General features: G+C 60.5%; 14 protein-coding genes. 10 read left to right on the plus strand and 4 right to left on the minus strand.

Features of this window, described 5'->3' with window-relative positions; all coding sequences use genetic code 11:
• The first annotated feature begins 29 nt into the window (after positions 1–29).
• Positions 30–1,319, plus strand: a complete 1,290-nt coding sequence (gene cytX, locus C4J90_RS02535; protein WP_124419147.1) for a putative hydroxymethylpyrimidine transporter CytX — start codon at positions 30–32, stop codon at positions 1,317–1,319.
• Here cytX and C4J90_RS02540 read toward each other — a convergent pair.
• Complete coding sequence (locus C4J90_RS02540) at positions 1,288–2,034, minus strand: RsiV family protein (RefSeq protein ID WP_124360996.1); 747 nt, start codon at positions 2,032–2,034, stop codon at positions 1,288–1,290. The genes cytX and C4J90_RS02540 overlap by 32 nt on opposite strands.
• Before the next feature lie 194 nt (positions 2,035–2,228).
• Between C4J90_RS02540 and C4J90_RS02545 the strand changes: the two genes are divergently transcribed.
• The 3 genes from C4J90_RS02545 (at position 2,229) to cpdA (ending at position 4,196) form a co-directional block, all read left to right on the plus strand.
• Entirely contained in the window at positions 2,229–2,846 is a 618-nt protein-coding gene (locus C4J90_RS02545; protein WP_124360997.1) for an NUDIX domain-containing protein, read from the plus strand.
• Positions 2,837–3,286, plus strand: a complete 450-nt coding sequence (locus C4J90_RS02550) for a DUF1249 domain-containing protein (protein WP_124419148.1) — start codon at positions 2,837–2,839, stop codon at positions 3,284–3,286. The genes C4J90_RS02545 and C4J90_RS02550 overlap by 10 nt, the downstream gene beginning before the upstream one ends.
• Before the next feature lie 97 nt (positions 3,287–3,383).
• Positions 3,384–4,196 (plus strand): 3',5'-cyclic-AMP phosphodiesterase, encoded by an 813-nt coding sequence (gene cpdA / locus C4J90_RS02555; protein ID WP_124360999.1) that lies wholly within the window; start codon positions 3,384–3,386, stop codon positions 4,194–4,196.
• Positions 4,197–4,210: 14 nt separating this feature from the next.
• Here the strand turns inward: cpdA and C4J90_RS02560 are convergent, their stop codons facing one another.
• From C4J90_RS02560 to C4J90_RS02570, 3 genes are all read right to left on the minus strand, one after another.
• A complete protein-coding gene (locus C4J90_RS02560) occupies positions 4,211–5,194 on the minus strand; it encodes a M14 family metallopeptidase (protein WP_124419149.1) in 984 nt (327 codons plus the stop codon).
• 85 nt (positions 5,195–5,279) lie between these two features.
• Positions 5,280–6,596 (minus strand): MFS transporter, encoded by a 1,317-nt coding sequence (locus C4J90_RS02565; protein ID WP_124361001.1) that lies wholly within the window; start codon positions 6,594–6,596, stop codon positions 5,280–5,282.
• Between the two features lie 222 nt (positions 6,597–6,818).
• The gene (locus C4J90_RS02570) at positions 6,819–7,739 is read right to left on the minus strand and encodes a LysR family transcriptional regulator (protein ID WP_124413676.1); all 921 of its coding nucleotides are present in this window, start codon (positions 7,737–7,739) and stop codon (positions 6,819–6,821) included.
• A gap of 222 nt (positions 7,740–7,961) precedes the next feature.
• Here C4J90_RS02570 and C4J90_RS02575 point away from each other — a divergent pair, with 222 nt between their 5' ends.
• The 6 genes from C4J90_RS02575 to C4J90_RS02600 all read left to right on the plus strand — a co-directional run bounded on the left by C4J90_RS02575 (position 7,962) and on the right by C4J90_RS02600 (position 16,188).
• The gene (locus C4J90_RS02575; RefSeq protein ID WP_124361003.1) at positions 7,962–8,570 is read left to right on the plus strand and encodes a YqiA/YcfP family alpha/beta fold hydrolase; all 609 of its coding nucleotides are present in this window, start codon (positions 7,962–7,964) and stop codon (positions 8,568–8,570) included.
• Between the two features lie 46 nt (positions 8,571–8,616).
• Positions 8,617–10,521 (plus strand): DNA topoisomerase IV subunit B, encoded by a 1,905-nt coding sequence (parE, locus tag C4J90_RS02580; protein WP_124361004.1) that lies wholly within the window; start codon positions 8,617–8,619, stop codon positions 10,519–10,521.
• The gene (locus tag C4J90_RS02585; RefSeq protein ID WP_124419150.1) at positions 10,521–11,516 is read left to right on the plus strand and encodes an esterase-like activity of phytase family protein; all 996 of its coding nucleotides are present in this window, start codon (positions 10,521–10,523) and stop codon (positions 11,514–11,516) included. Before parE ends, C4J90_RS02585 begins: the two co-directional genes overlap by 1 nt.
• A 70-nt stretch (positions 11,517–11,586) precedes the next feature.
• Positions 11,587–13,851: a DNA topoisomerase IV subunit A gene (gene parC / locus C4J90_RS02590; protein WP_124419151.1), complete on the plus strand. Its 2,265-nt coding sequence runs from the start codon at positions 11,587–11,589 to the stop codon at positions 13,849–13,851.
• A 173-nt stretch (positions 13,852–14,024) separates the two neighbouring features.
• Positions 14,025–14,735 carry a membrane integrity-associated transporter subunit PqiC gene (locus tag C4J90_RS02595; RefSeq protein ID WP_124419152.1) on the plus strand — a complete coding sequence of 237 codons (711 nt, stop codon included), beginning with the start codon at positions 14,025–14,027 and terminating at the stop codon, positions 14,733–14,735.
• A gap of 121 nt (positions 14,736–14,856) precedes the next feature.
• Complete coding sequence (locus C4J90_RS02600; protein WP_124361991.1) at positions 14,857–16,188, plus strand: IS4 family transposase; 1,332 nt, start codon at positions 14,857–14,859, stop codon at positions 16,186–16,188.
• Positions 16,189–16,272: the final 84 nt, after the last annotated feature.

A 16,272-nucleotide genomic window follows, 5' to 3' on the forward strand; every position in this document is an offset into this window, starting at 1 on the left:
GAACGATCAGCCCCTCAGAGATGCCCCCCTTGAACATTCAACCGAGTACCTACTCCCCCGACATCGCGGTGCCTACCGACAAGCGCGTCTTCGGCGCCCGCGACCTGTTCTCCCTGTGGTTCTCCCTCGGCATCGGCCTGATGGTCCTGCAAACCGGCGCGCTGTTGGCGCCGGGCCTGGGTTTGTCCGGCTCATTGTTGGCCATCTTCCTTGGCACCCTGGTGGGCGTGCTGTTGCTGGCATCCGTCGGTGTGATCGGCAGCGACACCGGTTTGTCCGCCATGGCCGCGCTCAAGCTCAGCCTCGGTGCCAAGGGCGCCAGCCTGCCGGCGCTGTTGAACTTGTTGCAATTGATTGGCTGGGGCTCGTTCGAAATCATCGTGATGCGCGATGCCGCCAGCCTGTTGGGCACAAGAGCGTTCAGCGAAGGTAACCTGCTGGCGAGCCCCTTGCTGTGGACGCTGTTCTTCGGCGGCCTCGCCACCTTGCTGGCGGTGAGCGGCCCGCTGACCTTCGTGCGCCAGGTCCTGCGCAAATGGGGTATCTGGCTGCTGCTTGCGGCCTGCCTGTGGCTGACCTGGAACCTGTTCGCCAAGGCCGACCTCGCTGCGCTGTGGGCCCAGGCCGGTGATGGCTCGATGCCGTTTGCGGTGGGCTTCGACATTGCCATCGCCATGCCGCTGTCCTGGCTGCCGTTGATTGCCGACTACTCACGCTTCGGCAAGCGCGCTAAAAGCGTGTTCGGCGGCACGGCGCTGGGGTTCTTTGTGGGTAACTTCTGGCTGATGAGCCTGGGGGTGGCGTACACCCTGGCATTTGCGCCAAGCGGTGAGGTCAATGCATTGCTGCTGGCCCTGGCCGGCGCCGGCCTGGGTATTCCGCTGTTGCTGATCCTGCTGGACGAGTCGGAAAACGCGTTTGCCGATATTCACTCGGCAGCGGTGTCGAGCGGGATTCTGCTGCGCTTGAAGGTCGAGCACCTGGCGTTGGCCATTGGTGTGATCTGCACCCTGATCGCCTGCTTTGCGCCCTTGGCGCAATACCAGAACTTCCTGTTGCTGATCGGTTCAGTATTTGCGCCACTGTTCGGCGTGGTACTGGTGGATCACTTCATCCTGCGCCATCGGCGCCAGGGCGCGGTGACCCTGCTGCACTGGCCGGCGCTGTTGGCCTGGCTGGGCGGCATCGCTACCTATCATCTGCTGGCCAACCTTTCTCCGGATATCGGCGCAACCCTGCCGGCATTGCTGCTGGCGGGGCTGCTGCAGTTCATCCTGGGGCGGGCGGTCAGTGGCGCGCGGGCATCAGCTCAGGCTTGATCACACCGGTCAGGCGCGCATAGGGGATGGTGATTTCGATCAACCCCTGTGCATAAGGGGCAATGGTGCTCACGTTGTACTTGAGCACCACGCCGCCACTGGTCAAGGCCACATTCGGGGTTTTCTGGAACGGCCAGTTCTTCACGAACTCCGGATCGCGGTCCATCTTGGTGTTGATCAACCAACTGTTATGGGCAACTTTTGCCGTATTCCAGAAGGCCTGCTCCTGGCCGGGCAACAGCATGTCGGCCAGGCCCAGCTCTTTATGCAGCACACGTGAATAGTTGATGAACCCGCGGCCAGGCTCACCGTGGGCCACGCCGGTGTCCAGGTAGCTGGAGACTTCGACGATCACCAGGGCGTCATGCTGCTCGCGTACCTTGGCTTGCAAATACATGCTGTGGCGGTCGGGGGATTCGCGCAGGAACTTGTCCCGGTAGGCATTCAGGGTTGCCGGTACGCTGGCGCCGGGGCTGGTGCGGGTCATTTGCAGCAAGCGCTGCTCCACCAGGCTGTCGAGTTGCGGGTCGGCGGGGAAATGCACGGTATCGATGTTCACCAGCGGGCAATCAGGGCTGCCGCAGCCGGGCTTGGTTTGCTCCGACTTGTCGGTGGTAACGTCCAGCGGCTTGAGCTGGCTGGGTTGGAACAGGCTCTGGCAGGCACCCAGGGTCAAGGCAATACAAGCCACGGAGGCGATTTTTAAAAGCGACATGTGTGTCCTTCGTAAATCGATGGAAAGCGAAAAGAGTAGCGCTTGGACTGCCAACAAGGCCGCCAGTTCGCCACTAGACTGATTAGAGTGAGTTTGACGCCCGCCGTCTATCCCGGCAACCGGAAAGGGGCTGCGCCAACCTGCATGGGCGCGTTAGGATGGCGCCCATTGCACGGCTTATGACGAGGAAGAATATGACGGATTTTACGAAGTCGACGCCGAATAAAATCGAGATTGTTCAGCGCGACTCTGCCTACAAGGGCTTCTACCAGCTCGATCGCGTGCAGTTGCGCCACGAGAAGTTTGACGGCGGCATGAGCCGCGTGATCAATCGTGAAGTCTTCGTGCGCCATGACGCGGTGTGCGTGCTGCCCTACGATCCGCAGCGCGATGAAGTGGTGCTGATCGAGCAGTTCCGCGTGGGCGCCATGGGCCGCACCGACAACCCCTGGCTGGTGGAAATGGTCGCCGGACTGATCGACAAGGACGAGCAGCCGGAGGAGGTTGCACACCGCGAAGCCGAGGAGGAAGCTGGGCTGACGTTCTCCGCGCTGTGGCCGATCACCAAGTATTTCCCCTCGCCTGGCGGCAGCACCGAATTTGTCCACTTGTACCTGGGCCGTTGCGACAGCTCCCAGGCGGGTGGTATCCATGGATTGGAAGAAGAGGCAGAAGACATCCGCGTCACCACCTGGGCATTCGAAGATGCCTTGCAGGCGGTACGCGACGGTAAGATTTCCAACGCAGCCAGCATTATCGCCCTGCAATGGCTTGCGCTTAATCGCGCGGAAGTGAGGGGGTTATGGCAGTAAAGGCACGGGAACGTTATCGGGTCGACCTGATCGGGCTGCAAGCCGCGTGCGAGGCCAACTATGCGCGGCTGATGCGCCTGCTGCCCGACATGCGCCACGCGCCCGAGGCGCGGCGCATTGCCGTGACCCACGGCGACCAGATGCTCGGCGTGCTGGCCCTGGAAGTCATCGTCAATTGCCCGTACACCACCATCCTGCGCGTGCGCCAGGAACACAGCCTGCCGTGGCTGCCGGTGCCGCAGCTGGAAGTGCAGGTGTACCACGATGCGCGCATGGCCGAAGTGATCAGCGCCGAACATGCACGGCGCTTTCGCAGCATCTATCCTTACCCGAATGTGTTCATGCACCAGCCCGATGAGAAAGCACAGCTCAATGTGTTCCTCGGCGAATGGTTGAGCCACTGTCTGGCCTTGGGCCATGAGTTCGAAGTCGTGCGATAGATGTGAACGGTGTCCGTTTGTCCAGGTTTCCTCTTTGTGTCCTGCCCTAGCATAATTGCCCCAACTATCTATTCCTGTGATTGCTAGGGAGAGCGCCTTGCCGAGCGTATCCGCCGTGAACCCTGACGCTGTGCTGCTGGTGCAGCTGACCGACAGCCATCTGTTTGCCGAGGCCGACGGCACGCTGCTGGGTATGAATACCCGCGAAAGCCTGCAGCGGGTGATCGAATTGGTCCGCGAACAGCAGCCGTCTATCGATCTGGTGCTGGCCACCGGGGATCTTTCCCAGGACGGCACATTGGCGTCATACCAGCAATTTCGCGATATGACCGCGCCGATAGGTGCTCCCGCGCGCTGGATTCCCGGCAACCACGATGAGCCGCAGGTCATGGCCCAGGCTGCCGTGCACAGCGACCTGCTGGAGCCGGTGGTCGATGTCGGCAACTGGCGCATCATCCTGCTGGACTCCGCCGTACCCGGCTCCGTGCCCGGCTACCTGCAAGACCAGCAACTGCAATTACTCGCCCAAGCCTTGAGCGAAGCGCCGAACCGGCATCATCTGGTGTGCTTCCATCATCACCCGGTATCGATCGACTGTGCCTGGATGGAGCCGATTGGCCTGCGCAACCCCGATGCGTTGTTTGCCGTGCTCGACCGCTTCCCGCAGGTCAAGGCGGTGCTCTGGGGCCATGTGCACCAGGAAATCGACCGCGAGCGCAACGGTGTACGTCTGCTGGCTTCGCCGTCCACGTGCATCCAGTTCGCACCCGGCAGTGAGGACTTCAAGGTCAGCGAGCAAGCGCCGGGCTATCGCTGGCTGCGCCTGCATGCCGACGGATGGTTGGAGACCGGCGTAGAAAGGCTCGAAGGCTTCGCGTTCCAGGTGGACTACGGCAGCAACGGCTATTGACCATCGCGGCGCGGCTATAGGTCCAGCACCTTCGCCAACCTGACCACCGTAACGCCTTGCCCCAAGTGCCGCAGCGAGGGTTGGATCAGCACGCAGTTGTCATACGGCGTGAGGATTTCGCGTTCGGCGTCTCTGGCGATCACTGTTCCCGCGTGAGCGATCCGTTTAAGGCCACGGAAGTCATCGGTAAAACTGAAGTCCATGCTGTGCGCGATCACTGGATCGGTGACCTGCAAACAGTGCTGGGCAACGGGCTGTTCACGGCTTAGAAACTTCGAAACGTCGGCCTCGGCGACGGTTTCAGTCGCCATCAGGAAACGAGCGGCTATATCGAGGGCGACGTATTCGCTCTTTTTTGAAAAGTGCTGACCTGTTTCGATGAGCAGCGCGTTTTTGGTGCTTTTGGCGTCACCAAACCCGCCGTAGTCTCGCATGCGTTGTCCATTGGCGTGGCCAGCGTCGGCGACGACGGTGGCCGGTACACCCAACGATTTGGCAAATGCCAGGCCTTTGGCGCACGCCCCGCACATCATCAAGGGGGGGGATTCTTCGTGCATTGAATGGATATCGAGCAGCAAATCGACAGTGTCGATCAGCGGTCGCAGTTCACGTGCGCGGCGCAACTCGACAGACTCTCGCTCGCCTTCCAGTGCGGATGGCAGCCAGACACGGTTCATGTCCTCGTCGATGAAGCGGGACGCGTCGATGTTTTGCGGGTCGAAGCGTTGATAGGCCTCAACGTTGCCGAACGCCAGTGACAAGCGGCCCTTGCGCGGGCGGATACCGCGGCGTAACAGGGCGTCTACCGCGATGGCTCCGCTGACTTCATTCCCATGGGTCAATGCCATGATCAAAACATGCGGCCCTGGTTCGCCGCTGTCGAAGCTGTAGACGTAGTCAATCCCGCTATTACCGTTTTTCCATGGGCTGAGGTCGGGGAAGTCGACTTCAATCGGGTATGGCTTCAGGGATGCACGCACTTGCTCTAAGGTTTTCATTTCTGTCTCCGACAGACCAACGTTTAGACGTGTCGCCAGATGAGGCACGACAATCAAGAGAAGCTGGCTTTCATAAGTGCTCGGCTCAACTGGCCGAAGGTTGCGTACCGCGCATGCGCCGGCCGAGGCAGACGATCGACACGACACTGATCAAGATGGTCCCCATCACGTAAAAGCTCGGTGCGAGCTTGCTGCCGCTGGCTTCGATCAACGCGGTCACGATCAATGGCGCAAAACCACCAAACAGGGTGACGGAAAAGTTGTAGCTCAGCGCCAGGCCCGTGCCGCGAATGCTGGTCGGAAAAATGTCGGAAAGCATCGCTGGAATCGGCCCCAGGCAGGCTGCGATCAACAAGCCAACAAGGGCTTGCACGATCAGCAGTGTGGTGACGCTGGGGAAGGTGTTGAGCAGCACGAACATCGGGTAAGACGAAAACCCGGTAATCAACAGCGCAATGGTCAGTACCCGGTATCGTCCGTAGCGGTCGGAAAGCCCGCCAAATACCGGCGCCATCAGCATTAACGTAACGCCCGTCATCAGCGCCCCGAGGTAAGAAGACGTGGCGGCGATGTTCAGTTGCTTGAACGCGTAGATCGGCATGTACAACTTATGGACATAATTGAATGCGGTCGCACCGGCCACTACACCGATAGCCAGCAGCAGGCTGACATGCTCCTTGATCAAGACGTCTCGCAGCGGGGTTTTGGCCGTGCTGCTGACCAGCGTTTTCTTGAAGTCCGGGGTTTCATCGATTTGTGTACGAATGTAATAGCCCACCGGCCCGATCAGCAGGCCGAAACCGAATGCGACGCGCCAGCCCCATTCGTTCAACTGCACATCCGACAGTACATAACTGAGGATCGCGCTGACCCCCGCTGCCAGGACGGTTGCCAGCCCTTGGGTGGACAGTTGCCAGCTGGCAAAGAAGCCCCGGCGCTTGGCGTCTGCGTGTTCGACCATAAACGCCGTCGCGGCGCCGAACTCACCGCCTGTGGAGAACCCTTGAAGCATGCGCGCAACGATGATTAACAGCGGCGCGGCCAAGCCAATCTGTTCATAGGTGGGTGCGAAAGTGATTATCGCGGTGCCGAGCAACATGATCATGATCGACAGTGTCAGCGAGGCTTTTCGCCCGGCTTTGTCGGTATAGGAACCCAGCACAATGGCGCCCAGCGGACGCATCAGAAAGGAAATGCCGAATGAGCCCACAGCCAGCAACAGTGAGGTGGTTTCGTTATCGGAGGGGAAAAACTGTTTGCCGATGACGACTGCAAAATAGCCGTAGATCAACAAATCATAGAACTCCAGCGCATTGCCGAAACTGGCAGCGATGATTTCCTTCCATGGGCCTCGTCGGGCTGGGGTCGTTGCCGAGGGTAAGGCGGGTGATTGAGCGGTCATGGGTGTGCCCCGGGTGTATTTCACGTTTGGCATTCGGATTCGCCCAAGCTGCTACGCGGCCTGGCGAGATCGAAAGCGTTAATTGTTATGGGTGAAAGCCCGGATGAAAGTGAATCAATAGCGGTGTAGCGGCAATTGCTGATTTGGCACAGATTTGAGCTGTTTTGGCACGGCCCAGGCCAGTCGCGGCTGGTAGCGGTGGTGAAGCGGAAAAACGGGCGGTCATGAGGGGGGCGGCAGCGTTTCAAACGCTGCCAACGCTTCCCATATCTTCATCACCATCTCGCTCTGGTTATCGCGTAACCGATGCAGCGATACGTCGAAGCTGACGCAAAACTCGGCGCCGCCCGCAATCAGCAGTTCGCCCGACGCCAGCGCATCGCTGACGACCATCTGCGGTAACCATGCAAGGCCCTTGCCACGCTTGGCCATTTCCAGAATCGCATCATAGGAATCGGCCTGGTAAACCATCCGCAACGCCAGGCGCTGTGGCAGTCGCTCCAGGTGCTGCGCCAGCACGCCGCGCAGCGCAAGGGAAGGTGAAAAGGCCAGCCAGGGAATAGAGAGGGCGTTACTGCTTGCGGCTATCTGCTGGCGCGGTTGGCCCTGAGCGTCCGGCGCACTGACCGGTAGCAATTGCTCCTTTGCCAGCACTCGAGAGTCAAAACGCTGCGGGTCGATCAATGACTGGGTCAGCGGGCTGGAAAAGCTCAGCAGCAGATCGACTTCGCCAGCCGACAGCCGGCTGATGGCCTCTTGCGCACCGCTGGTGAGCAGTGACACCGCAAAACTGCCCAATTGCGGGTACAGCGACTCGTACCAGTCGGGGAAGAAGTCACAGGCCAGGGTTCGCCCGGTGGCGATACGCACGGGTTCATCGCGGCTCAGGGGGCCGCCTTTGAATTGCGCTCTGACGGCGGTCAGCAGTTCCAGCGATTGGGTGGCGGCGTCCAGAAACAGTACGCCGCAAGGGGTCAATGACACTGGTTGTGTACGTTCGATCAATGGCGTGCCGACCCATTCTTCCAGCGCCCGGATACGGCGCCCGAACGCGGGGTGCGTGACGCACCGATTTTCCGCAGCGCGCGACAGGCTGCGGGTGCGGGTCAGTTCAATAAAGTCCTCAAGCCATTCCAGTTGCATGCTGTTTTCCCGCTCGGCAACCTATTTAACGCGCCGCCAGTACCGGCGAATTCCACAAGCAATGAAGAAAGGGTGCGCTGATCAAAAAATGAGCAGTTTGCAGCCGATCAGGTGCTTAAGGGTCGTGGAACGGATAGTAACGCCAGCGGCGATGGGCTGCACCCACGACCCCGCTGTTACCTGTAAACTGCGCCTCTTTGGCGCAAGCATGGAGAGCCCGGCATGTCCGCATCAATCTTGTATATTCACGGTTTCAACAGCGCACCGGCGTCCAACAAGGCCAGCCAGTTGATGACCGTGATGGACAGCCTGGGCCTGGCCGACCAGTTGCGTGTACCGGCCCTGCATCACCACCCGCGTCAGGCGATTCCTCAATTGGAGGAAGCCATCGCGCAACTGGGTCGGCCACTGCTGGTGGGAAGCTCACTCGGCGGCTACTATGCAACCCATCTTGCCGAGCGCCATGGCCTCAAGGCGTTGCTGGTCAACCCGGCGGTCAGCCCCCATCGGATGTTTGACGGTTACCTGGGCACCCAGAAGAACCTCTACACCGATGAAACCTGGGAGCTGACCCACGACCACGTCACGGCATTGGCCGAGCTGGAAGTGCCGGCTCCTCAAGACGCCGCGCGTTATCAGGTGTGGTTGCAGACCGGGGATGAAACCCTGGATTATCGCCTGGCCCAGCAGTATTACCGGGCCTGTGCCTTGCGCATCCAGGCCGGTGGCGACCATGGTTACCAAGGGTTCGCCCAGCAATTGCCGGCACTGTTGAGCTTTGCCGGCATTGGCGCAGATCAGTATCAATCCTTCGATTTTTCGTCACTGTAAAAATCGCGGGTCACTTTTTTAATCGAACGACTCACGACGAGACCCCATGGCCACTCCCAGCGCTAGCTCTTATAACGCCGACGCCATCGAAGTCCTCTCGGGCCTCGACCCGGTGCGCAAACGCCCCGGCATGTACACCGACACCAGTCGGCCGAACCACCTCGCCCAGGAAGTCATCGACAACAGCGTTGACGAAGCCCTGGCCGGCCACGCCAAGTCGGTGCAGGTCATTCTCCACGCCGATCACTCCCTGGAAGTGTCCGATGACGGTCGCGGCATGCCAGTGGACATCCACCCCGAAGAGGGCGTGTCGGGCGTCGAGCTGATCCTTACCAAGCTGCACGCCGGCGGCAAGTTCTCCAACAAGAACTACCAGTTCTCCGGCGGCCTGCATGGCGTGGGTATTTCGGTGGTCAACGCGCTGTCCACGCAGGTCAGGGTCAAGGTCAAGCGCGATGGCAACGAATACCAGATGACCTTCGCTGATGGCTACAAAGCCACCGACCTGGAAGTGATCGGTACCGTTGGCAAGCGCAATACCGGCACCAGCGTGTACTTCGCGCCGGACCCGAAATACTTCGATTCGCCGAAATTCTCCATCAGCCGCCTCAAGCACGTGCTCAAGGCCAAGGCCGTGCTGTGCCCGGGCCTGCTGGTGAGCTTTGAAGACAAAGGCACGGGCGAGAAGGTCGAGTGGCACTACGAAGACGGCCTGCGCTCCTACCTGGAAGACTCCGTCAGCGACTTCGAGCGGCTGCCCAACGCGCCTTTCTGCGGCAGCCTGGCCGGTAACAAGGAAGCCGTCGACTGGGCGCTGTTGTGGTTGCCCGAAGGCGGCGACAGCGTGCAGGAAAGCTACGTCAATCTGATCCCCACCGCCCAGGGCGGCACCCACGTCAATGGCTTGCGCCAGGGCCTGCTGGATGCCATGCGCGAATTCTGTGAATACCGCAGCCTGCTGCCACGCGGCGTGAAGTTGGCGCCGGAAGACGTGTGGGAGCGCATCGCCTTCGTGCTGTCGATGAAAATGCAGGAGCCGCAATTTTCCGGCCAGACCAAGGAGCGTCTGTCGTCCCGCGAGGCGGCGGCGTTTGTCTCCGGGGTGGTCAAGGATGCCTTCAGCCTGTGGCTCAACGAGCACCCGGAGTTGGGCCTGGCCCTGGCGGAACTGGCGATCAACAACGCCGGCCGTCGCCTAAAGGCCAGCAAGAAGGTCGAGCGCAAGCGCATCACCCAGGGCCCGGCATTGCCCGGCAAGCTGGCCGACTGCGCCGGACAGGACCCGATGCGTTCCGAGCTGTTCCTGGTGGAAGGTGATTCCGCCGGTGGTTCCGCCAAGCAAGCGCGGGACAAGGAATTCCAGGCGATCCTGCCGTTGCGCGGCAAGATCCTCAACACCTGGGAAGTCGACGGCAGCGAAGTCCTGGCCAGCCAGGAAGTGCACAACATTGCCGTGGCCATCGGCGTCGACCCGGGCGCGGCGGACATCAGCCAGTTGCGCTACGGCAAGATCTGCATCCTCGCCGACGCCGACTCCGACGGCCTGCACATCGCAACCCTGCTGTGTGCGTTGTTCGTGCAGCACTTCCGCCCGTTGGTGGATGCCGGTCACGTCTACGTCGCCATGCCACCGCTTTACCGGATCGACCTGGGCAAGGAGATTTTCTACGCTCTGGACGAAGCCGAGCGCGATGGCATTCTCGACCGCCTGGTGGCCGAGAAGAAACGCGGCAAGCCACAGGTCACGCGATTCAAGGGCCTGGGTGAAATGAACCCGCCGCAACTGCGCGAAACCACCATGGACCCGAACACCCGGCGCCTGGTGCAGTTGACCCTGGAAGACTTCGCCGGCACGTCGGAAATGATGGACATGCTGCTGGCGAAAAAGCGCGCACCGGATCGCAAAGCCTGGCTCGAATCCAAAGGCAACCTGGCCGAGGTTCTGGGCTGATGCGCACAGGCGTCGCCCTGGCGATCCTGATGGTGTGCGGGTTGGCGACCACCGATGTGGTTGCCGCGCCCGTGGCTGAGCTCAAGCTGGTGTCGGAACATCCGGTAGACGGCATGCGCGGCGGGAACCTGTCGGGCCTGGCGCTGTGTGGCGAGCAATTGTGGACCGTCTCGGACCGTGATGATGAGCAGATTTATCGCCTGGACACCCGCGCGCCGACCTGGACCGCCGAAGTGGTGGCGATCGACGTACCCCCCGTGCCCGGATCCGGCCTGCCGTGGGGTTTGCGCTCGCGCACCAAGGCGGCTTCGTTCGTTCGCGGTGGCGACCTGGATTTCGAAGGCATCAGCTGTGATGCCGCAGGCAACCGCTACATCGTCAGCGAAGCCCACGCGGCGGTGTTGCAGGTGCCGGTAGCAGGCGCACCCGAGTGGCTGAAAATTGCCCCAGGCATGGTGCGCGAGGCTCGGGCCAGTGGCATGTTGCTGCACTTCAATGCGTTGTTCGAGGGCCTGACGGTGAACCCGCAGGGCGATCGGATCTGGCTGGCGGCCGAGCGTGAGCGCCAAGGCCTGGTCTCGATCAAGCGCGGGCAGAGCGTGTGGGATTGCGACGGTGCTTGCGTGTTGTTGAGCGAGGCCGGCCTGGAAGTGCAACCGGCGCAGTTCCCCAACGCCAAGGCGGTGTCGAAGGACTTCGCCGACCTGGCGCTGTTCAACGGCAAGCTGTTTACCCTGGAGCGTAATGCGTTCCAGATTTGCCGGCGCGATACGGTGACGGCCAAGGTTGAGCTGTGCTGGTCGTTTGCCGACGAAACCCTGAGGCCCGAGCGGCGTTACCCCCAGCCTTACGGCCTGGCCGAAGCCCTGGTGGTGGACGCCGACGGTGCCTGGATTGGCATCGACAATAATTTCGGCGCGCGTGCCGATGGTGAAAAGCGCCCGGTGGTCTATCGTTTCGCCGCCCCGGCCGGTGGCTGGAGTGCCCAGCCATGAGCCGTCACGAATTTGAATTGAATCAGCGCAGCGGCAATTCCGTTGCGCCTTACCCCATGATGAGGCCCGCATGAGTGACATCCTCGCAGACAGCTTAGATGGCGTAGAACGCCGATCGCTGGCTGACTTCACCGAAAATGCCTACCTCAACTACTCCATGTACGTGATCATGGACCGTGCCCTGCCGCATATCGGCGACGGCCTGAAGCCGGTACAACGGCGCATTATCTACGCCATGAGTGAGTTGGGCCTGGACGCCGACTCCAAGCACAAGAAGTCGGCGCGTACCGTCGGTGACGTGCTCGGTAAGTTCCACCCCCACGGCGATTCGGCGTGCTATGAAGCCATGGTGCTGATGGCCCAGCCGTTCAGCTACCGCTACACCCTGGTCGATGGCCAGGGTAACTGGGGGGCGCCGGATGATCCCAAGTCCTTCGCCGCCATGCGTTATACCGAGGCGCGCCTGTCGCGCTACTCGGAAGTATTGCTTAGCGAACTGGGCCAGGGCACCGCGAACTGGGGGCCGAACTTTGACGGCACCCTCGACGAACCCCTGGTATTGCCGGCACGTTTGCCGAACATCCTGCTCAATGGCACCACCGGCATCGCGGTCGGCATGGCCACCGACGTGCCGCCGCACAACCTGCGCGAAGTCGCCACGGCCTGCGTGCGCCTGTTGGATGAGCCAAAAGCCACGGTCGAGCAGCTGTGTGAGCATATCCAGGGTCCGGACTACCCGACCGAGGCGGAAATCATCACGCCGCGCGCCGACCTGCTGAAGATGTACGAAACCGGCAAGGGCTCGGTGCGCATGCGCGCGGTGTACCACGTCGAAGACGGCGACATTATTGTCACCGCGTTGCCGCATCAGGTATCCGGCGCCAAGGTGCTGGAGCAGATTGCCGCGTTGATGCAGGCAAAACCGTCGAAATTGCCGCAAGTCGCCGACCTGCGGGATGAGTCCGACCACGAAAACCCTTGCCGCATCGTGATCATCCCGACCAATAGCCGGGTTGATCATGAAGTGCTGATGCAGCATTTGTTTGCCAGCACCGACCTTGAGTCCAGCTACCGGGTCAACGTCAACATCATCGGCCTGGACGGCAAGCCACAGCTCAAGAACCTGCGCAATTTGCTGGTGGAATGGCTGGAGTTCCGCGTGCAGACCGTGCGCCGCCGCCTGCAATTTCGCCTGGACAAGGTCGAGCGCCGCTTGCACCTGTTGGACGGCTTGCTGATTGCCTACCTCAACCTGGATGAAGTGATCCATATCATCCGTACCGCCGAGCACCCGAAGGCCGAGCTGATCGCGCGCTTCGAGCTGAGCGAAATCCAGGCTGACTACATCCTCGACACCCGCTTGCGCCAGTTGGCACGCCTGGAAGAAATGAAGCTGCGCGACGAGCAGGACGCGCTGCTCAAGGAGCAAGCCAAGCTGCAGGCGCTGTTGGGCAGCGAAGCCAAGCTCAAGAAGCTGGTGCGCAGTGAACTGATCAAAGACGCCGAAACCTACGGCGATGAGCGCCGCTCGCCGATTGTCGAGCGCGCAGAAGCGAAAGCTCTGACAGAAACCGAGCTGTTGCCTAACGAGAAAATTACCGTCGTTCTGTCGGAAAAGGGTTGGGTTCGTTCCGCCAAAGGGCATGATATTGATGCCACCGGCCTGTCGTACAAGGCCGGTGATGGCTTCAAGACTGCGGCGGCTGGGCGTTCCAACCAATTTGCGGTGTTTATCGACTCGACCGGGCGCAGTTATTCGGTGCCGGCCCACACCCTGCCCTCAGCACGCGGGCAGGGCGAGCCGCTGACCGGGCGCCTCACGCCGCCGCCGGGAGCGAATTTCGAGTGCGTGCTGTTGCCGGACGATGATTCGCTGTACGTCATCGCGTCCGACGCCGGCTATGGTTTCGTGGTCAAGGGTGAAGACCTGCAGGCCAAGAACAAGGCGGGCAAGGCGTTGTTGAGTCTGCCGAACAACGCCAAGGTGATCCTGCCGCGACCGGTGGAGGATCGCGAGCATAACTGGCTGGCCTCGGTGACCACCGAAGGGCGTTTGCTGGTGTTCAAGATCAGCGACCTGCCGCAGTTGGGCAAGGGCAAGGGCAACAAGATCATCGGTATCCCTGGAGAGCGGGTGGCCAGTCGCGAAGAGTACGTGTCCGACATCGCCGTCATCCCGGAAGGCTCAACCCTGGTGCTCCAGGCCGGCAAGCGCACGTTGTCATTGCGCCCTGACGACCTTGAACACTACAAGGGGGAGCGCGGTCGACGCGGTAACAAACTGCCTCGCGGCTTCCAGAGAGTGGATGCTTTGTTGGTAGAAACGCCTGCTTAAGGCGTACTAGAGGCCTCGATCTACGATTTAACGCGTAGATCGACGCTTTGGCGCTGGAGTCATGGCGCATATTCACGGATGATATGGCCTTTCCAGCGCCGGCGTGGCCGAGCGTATTTAGGTTATTTTTAGTATTACATTGTGGTTCGCCGTGCGGCAGCCACCTGGATGGGATGATGACTGCTCCACGCCTTCCTCTATTTTTGATGCTCGCTGGCCTGTTAGGGCTGGCGGGTTGCAGCACGCACCAGCCGGTGTCGCTGTACCAGCTGGACAGCGGAAGTCCGGCTCAGCCAGCACAAACCGCCGGCATGGCCGTTCTGCTGGGGCCGGTAATCGTTGCCGATTACCTGCAACGCGAAACCCTGCTGCAACGTCAGAACGACGGCAGCCTGCAAGGTTCCACCGATGGTCGCTGGGCGGGCAGCCTGTCCTCCGATATCAATCAATTGATGTTGCGTCAGGTGGCCGGTCAGCTGGACAGCCAGCGTGTGGTGCTGGCGCCGGGGCCATCCGGGTTTACCCCGGATGTGCAGGTGCTGCTGACGATCACGCGGCTTGACTCCGGTACCTCGCAACCGGCGATCCTGGATGCACAGTGGCGCCTGATCGACCGTCGCGGCCAGGTGCGGGACAACCGTATCGTGCACCTGCAGGAAGAACATACCGGCACCACGGCGTCCCAGGTCCAAGCCCAGGGCGTATTGTTGCAGCACTTGGCGCAACAGTTGTCGGTAGCGCTCAAGCCGCTGGCCAACCAGCCGCCAATTGCCGAGGCCCCGCGCAAGCAGGCGCCGGCACAGGCCAAGCCGGCCACACCGGGAAAACCCAAGATGCCAATGGCGACACCGATTCGTACGGATTTGGAAGTGTTCAGGTTTTGATCTGAATGGCAGACAAACAAAAGGCCCGCTGAGTAAGCGTAATGCTGTTCACTTAAGCATTTGAGCTAAAGCGGGGCTTCCTAGAAAATCCGATGCCAGACCTCTGGCATCGGATTTTTTTATGTCTGTTCAACAGGACCTGCTCGACCTCGGCGACCTTTTCAACTTCTGCGACCTAAGCACTTTCACCCAGAACATCCCCATTGAATGGGTTGCGTCTGCGCTGGATCTATCCAGTCAGGCCACTATTCGTCGGCGTCGCTTGCCCGCCGATCAGGTGCTTTGGTTGGTGCTTGGCATGGCGTTGTTTCGTGATGAGCCTGTCCATGAGGTCGCTAGACGGTTGAACATTTGCGCTCAAGGCCTCGCCTCCGACCACTTGTTGGCCCGAAGCGGCGTCACTGAAGCCCGCAAGCGACTAGGGGCCGATCCCGTTGAGTGGTTATTCCGTAAAACCGGCACTCAATGGGGCTTGGAGCGCTACGACGAGGACGACTGGCACGGTTTGCAGGTCTTCGCGGTGGACGGTGCGCTCTTGCGCACGCCGGACACACCCGAGCTTCGAGATCATTTCGGGTCAGGAAATACGCCCAGTGATCGTCAGACTCCCTTCCCCATGATGCGCTTGGTAGCGCTGATGAACGTGCGTTCGCACTTAATCCTGGATGCACAATTAGGGCCTTACCGGCGCAGTGAAATGCGCTTGGCCGACGAGTTTTTGCAGCAAGTCCCCGACCACTCCGTGACGCTATTCGATAAAGGATTTTGGGGCGCAGAAATGCTGTTGAGCCTGAGTAACACCGGAACCCACCGTCATTGGTTGATTCCCGCCAAAAAAGGCATGGTCTGTGAAGAAGTGATCCGTTACGGCGAGCACGACCGCTTGGTGCGCATGAAGGTCTCACCGCAAGCCAGAAAGAGAAATCCGGCTCTTGGCACCCACTGGGAAGCCCGCGAAGTCAGCTATGAAATCCAAGGCAGATTAAAAACTGTCATGACGTCGTTACCAGCCAACACCTACAGCACCAAGGTCGTTGCCAAACTTTATCAGGAACGCTGGGAAATCGAATTGGGCTTTAGGGATATCAAAAGCTCTATGCAGCAGAATGCCGTGACCTTGCGCAGTAAAAAAATCGACTTGGTCTATCAGGAGGTCTGGGGGCTTTTACTCGCTTACAACGTGATTCGCCGGGAGGCCGGTCAAGCAGCGGTAGCGTTTGGTCGAGCTCCGTCGGACATACGCTTTAAGCCCGTTTGCCAGTATATCGCCGTGCAGTTGATCGTGATGGCGGCAGCCAATCCGGTATCAGCCACAGGCAGACGCTTGGCCGAACTAAGGAAGGGTATCGGCAGCTTGTTTCTGGATCACCGCCCCAGACCTGCAAGGCCGAGGACGGTGAAGATCTCAAAAACCCGATTTCCAGTGGATCGCAATGCTGCTCCGCTTAAGTGAACAGCATTACGCTGAGTAAGCGGGCCTTTTTGTATCTGAAAATAGAAGCCATGGCGCAGTCAAATGTGGGAGGGGGCTTGCCCC

The sequence above is a fragment of the Pseudomonas sp. R2-60-08W genome, assembly GCF_003852335.1.
Lineage (GTDB): Bacteria > Pseudomonadota > Gammaproteobacteria > Pseudomonadales > Pseudomonadaceae > Aquipseudomonas.